The 4,652-nt window shown below is 62.9% G+C and carries 2 protein-coding genes and 2 pseudogenes; all 4 read right to left on the bottom strand.

The annotated features are described in order from the left end of the window. Window positions 1-439, bottom strand: a pseudogene (locus tag NFV80_RS05165) (transposase); the annotation flags it as partial. 171 nt (window positions 440-610) lie between these two features. Continuing rightward, window positions 611-913: pseudogene (locus NFV80_RS05170) on the bottom strand (transposase); the annotation flags it as partial. Between the two features lie 236 nt (window positions 914-1,149). Beyond that, window positions 1,150-2,925, bottom strand: coding sequence for a SulP family inorganic anion transporter (locus NFV80_RS05175; RefSeq protein WP_295327600.1), 1,776 nt, complete (start codon window positions 2,923-2,925; stop codon window positions 1,150-1,152). After that, the gene (locus NFV80_RS05180) at window positions 2,922-4,346 is read right to left on the bottom strand and encodes a DUF2252 domain-containing protein (RefSeq protein ID WP_295327598.1); all 1,425 of its coding nucleotides are present in this window, start codon (window positions 4,344-4,346) and stop codon (window positions 2,922-2,924) included. Before NFV80_RS05180 ends, NFV80_RS05175 begins: the two co-directional genes overlap by 4 nt. Window positions 4,347-4,652 lie beyond the last annotated feature (306 nt).

The raw sequence follows: 4,652 nt of genomic DNA on the forward strand, positions 1-4,652 counted from the left end.
GCCAGCCCGCCGCGATCAGCCACTCGAACGAAGCCGCCGAAGGGTAGAATCGATCCGCCAACAGCATCACCGCCACGCCTTCCGGTAGCCAGGCCCGTACCCGCTGCAGCAGCGCCTGCTGCCCGGAAAAGCCAATATTGGCCTCGCCGGTCTCGATCTGCCACACTAACGGGAGCGATCGGTCGCCGCAGCGCACGCTGATCATCAGTACCGCGAAGCGATCCCCCAAGTCGGTCTGATCCATCGACAGCAGGATCGTCTGACCTTCCGCCGACGCCTCCGCCAGCGCCTGTCTCGCGAAGGGTGCCAATATCTCGCCGCTGTTCACCAAGCGGTTCGTCAGCAGTCGTCGCAGCCACTGCTCCCGCATGTCCGAACGTTCCGTATCCAGGGGCAGAAGCGTTGAGAGCTCCAGCGTGTTCGGCGTGCGCGCCTCCATCCTAGCCGCCACCGCCAGCGGCAGCTTTTCAGGATGGTCTTGCGTATCCCGGGAAGCGCCTCCTCCAAGCTACGACCAATCTCTTCGGCAAATTTCTCTACCTTTCCCATGACTGCTCAACCCATTACGTGATAGTCCTCCGGGATCACATTGAAATTGATCGGTGGTGAGGGCGGCGAAGACACCGACTTGACAGTTGTCGACCTTGCCCATCCGGCCGTTCCATTGCCGGGCAACGCCAGCCGAACCTTCGCCTTGCTTGGCGAAGCCGCTCTCGTCGCGGACCAGCGCCCGGCCGCCCTTCGGGAAGTGGGCTTGGGCCTCGACGGCTACTTGCCGGACTACGCCAGCATGATCCCAATCCGAAACACTCAGCATGTGCTGCATCCGCTGGTAGTCGCTGCCAGCAACGACGTCGGCCATGCCTTTCAGGATGCGTCGTCGCGCCTGATAGAGGCCACACAGATAGCGCACGCGCCCTCCTCGACTCTTCGCGTCGAAGAGCGGAACAACTCGCGGAACGGGGAGAAGTGCGCCTCAAGCCTGTCGGTAATCGCGGCGACAAGCGAAGCAATGCAATTGACCTAATGAGGTCGTCATGGACAAGGCAGACCCAATAAGGTTATTGAAAAACAATGAGTTGCATTATACCACATGACGTCAGCAGATGATTGATCGGGAATCTGTCAAAGTAGAACTAAATCGCTCGCCTATGCAGGCGCGCTCTGGTCGGCCGACGCCGCTGTTCCCGTGCCGCCCAAGAACTCATCGATGACATCCGCCACCCTGATCCGGCGGCCGAAGTAGCCGACGCTTTCCTCCAACCCTTCGGCGCGCAGGATGTCGCGCACCGCCGCGTGTGCCGCGACCAGTCGCAGGCGGATCCCGGCCGCGCCGAGTTCTACATGCAGCTTGGCGAGCATGCGCGCACCGGCAAGATCGACCATGGGTGAAGTGGACAGATCACAGACCACCAGCGTCAAGGGTCCAGAGGTCGAGCGGATTTTCTGCCAGACCGCGTTGCGCACGTGCTCAACATTGAAGTAAAGCAGCGACGCCTCGACGCGGAACATCAGCACACCGGAAACCGCCTCGTTATCCGGGTTGCGTCCGATGTCGGAGTAGCTGCGGGTGCCCGGGATGCGGCCGAGGAAGGCGACATGCGGGTGCGCCGCGCGCCGTATGAGCAGCAACATCGAAACCAGCACCGCCACGATCACGCCCTTGAGGATGCCGAGCAGCAGCACGCCGGCGAAAGCGACCATCGAGACACCGAATTCGAAGCGGCTGACCCGCCACACGTGCTGCAGTTCAGCGATGTTGACCAGGCCCTTGACCGCCACCAGGACGATCGCCGCGAGAACCACGTTCGGCAGGTTGTACAGCAGTCCTGTTAGGTACATCAGGCACAGGCCGATCGTCAGCGACGCAAAAACCAGGGCGAGCGGCGTTCTTGCGCCGGCCTTGTCATTCACCGAGGACTGCGACAGGCCACCGGCCACCGGGTAAGCCTGGAAGAACCCCGCCGCCAGATTCGCCGCACCCAGACCAAGGAGTTCCTGCCGCGCATCGATCTCGTAGCCGTTCGCCTGAGCCAGGGCGCGTGCGGCGGAAACGCTTTCGACATAAGCCAGCAACAGGCACGCAAACGCCAGCGGGATCACCCCATCCACGTCGCGCACGCGCAAATCCGGCAGCTTGAAGTCGGGTAAGCCCTGTGGCAGCGCGCCGACGATCTTGAAGCCAAGGTCACCCAGGGGTGTTACCGACAATATAATGATCGAAATCACCACCACGAACAGGGCAACCGGGCGGCCCGGCAGGAATCTTTCCCCCAACAACAAGACGGCGAGCGCGGCGAGGCCGAAAGCCAGCACGGCGAGGTTGGCATCGGGGAGCTGGCTACCAAGGGTGACGGCGGACTCGAAGAATCCATGCCCACCGCCCTTGACGCCGAACAGCTTGGGCAACTGGGTCATGGCGATGGTCAGCGCCGCGCCGGCCTTGAAACCGAGCAGAATCGTTTCGCTGATGAAGTTGACCAGCGAACTCAAGCGAAACAGCCACGCCAGCACGCACATGGTGGCGATGACCACCGCCGTCAGGGCCGCAATCGACGCCCAGCGTGCAGGATCGCCCTCGGCCATTCCCGCAACCGTGACGCCGACCAGCATCGAGATCGCCGAGGTGGGTCCAATCGCCAACTGGCGCGAGGAGCCAAAAAGTGCGTAGCACAGGCCGCCGGCCAGATAGCAATAGATGCCGTATTGCGGCGGCAGGCCGGCGAGCGAGGCGTAGGCCAGCGACACCGGGATGCCGTAGGCCGCGAGTGTGACGCCAGCGATGGCATCGTTCGCCAGCCACCTCGTCTGATACGCGGCGAGCCAAAGCGCCGGTGGAAAGACCGCGCGCCAGCCGCGCACCGGAGGGGCGCCGGCGAGGGTACTCGCGGGTCGCGCCTCTTCCGTTTCGTTGATCGGACTCATGGATTGTTCTCCACCTGCGCTTCGAGGCGTCCTTCGCGGATCGCCTTGACGAAGGCACGGTAGTCGCGCTGATTCTGATCGCTGTACTCCACGGCAAACTCGCAGATCGCCTCGTCGAAAACGGCGCTCGACCCCATATAGCCCGCGATCAGCGCCGCATCGCCCGAACGCGCATGTGCGCGCGCTAGCGCCCGGGCGCACAGTCGGCCGTAGGTGGCTAGGCGCTCGACGTCCCATCCCTCGACGATCGCGCTGATCTTGACATCGCGCAATTGGCGAAAATAGAAGTGCCGGCCGTTGGCTCCTGCCGTCCAGCCGAGGAACATGTCGCTCGCCGCCTGCATCAGGCGCTGCCCGGCAACGACGCGTTGGCCGTGATTGGCATGCAGGCTCTGGCCCGCATAGGGTTCGAGAACCGACGCCCGTGCTTCCTTGATCTGCAGGAAAAGCGGGTCATTGTCCGCAGCCATGAACAGCGCGACGAGGCATTGGGTGCCGACGCTGCCGACGCCGACGACCTTGACCGCCAGATCGCAAAACCGGAAGCGATCGAAGAGCACACGCACGTGCTCGGGAAGCGACTCGCGATACGTAGCCAAGGCTTCCCGGTACTGCGTCCGCATCCCCGGGGCCTGTTCCTCGCTCAAATGAAAGACGAGTGGAGGATTGTCCTTGATTTTCGGAAGCGCCCCGTGATGTTCGGCGAGCTTGAGGAAGACGTTTTCGCCAGCGCTTTGCTGACGCGCTTTCTCGACCCGCCGCGCGGCGAGCTTCCGCAGCTTGTCGCTGCCGCCGGTCATCTCGGCGATGACGCGGTCAACGGAGATCGTGTCGTACCACACGTCGAGCGCGCGCATCGACGAATAGTCGACCATCCGCTCGCGGTAAGCGCGCACCGTCGCCGTCGCCGCCCGGGCAGCCTCGTTGTCATGCAGGCGCATATACTGCGCGGCGATGACGATGCTCGCGGCCAGACGCTTGAGGTCCCACTCCCAAGGCGCCGGCAGCGTCTCATCAAGGTCATTGACATCGAAGACGACTTGCCGCTCGGGTGTGGCGAAGCCGCCGAAGTTCAGCAGATGCGCGTCGCCGCAGGCCTGCACTCTGAGTCCGGAGCTTGGGGTGGACGCCAGGTCAGCCGCCATGATCGCCGCCGAACCGCGGTAAAAGGTAAACGGCGACTGCAGCATCCGGCCAAAGCGAATCGGCACGAGTTCCGGCATCCGTCCCTCGTTCGATGCGGTAAGCACTTCAATCGGATCGCGCCGCTTCTTGGGTGCTTTCCATCCGCCCTGCGTCTCACGCGGCACCACTTCGCGCAGCGCGCTCCCTTGTGCGCGGCGTTCCTGCGGGGACAGAACTGCGGTCTGACCGGTCACGGTACCGCTAACAGGTTTGTCATCAACTTTGCTCTTTGACATCTCAAAACTCCCCTTAGAGCGAAAAAAGCTCCCTATAAGCAGTATAGCTAAGGCACAGCGAGGATGCGAAAATGGTCGGGGCTATACAGTGCCCTGAGAGCATCCCGGCGGTACCACAGGATCACCGGGTCTCCGCCGGCACCACCTGCGTGACGGGCGAAGGCACTTGCATCAGGTAAGAAGCATGCTGGCCACGAGAGCGAGTCAAGTCCATATGGAGATCCTACCGATGAGATCAGACACATCAGAATCGAGCGGCGAGGTGTCGCGAGAAGTCGGGATTTCGGTCGGGACACTCGAGCGTTG

The organism is Accumulibacter sp. (assembly GCF_023806565.1).
Lineage (GTDB): Bacteria > Pseudomonadota > Gammaproteobacteria > Burkholderiales > Rhodocyclaceae > Accumulibacter.

Coding starts and splice junctions, on each gene's coding strand:
- NFV80_RS05175 (WP_295327600.1), bottom strand. CDS start 2,925: ATGAGTCCGATCAACGAAACGGAAGAGGCGCGACCCGCGAGTACCCTC.
- NFV80_RS05180 (WP_295327598.1), bottom strand. CDS start 4,346: ATGTCAAAGAGCAAAGTTGATGACAAACCTGTTAGCGGTACCGTGACC.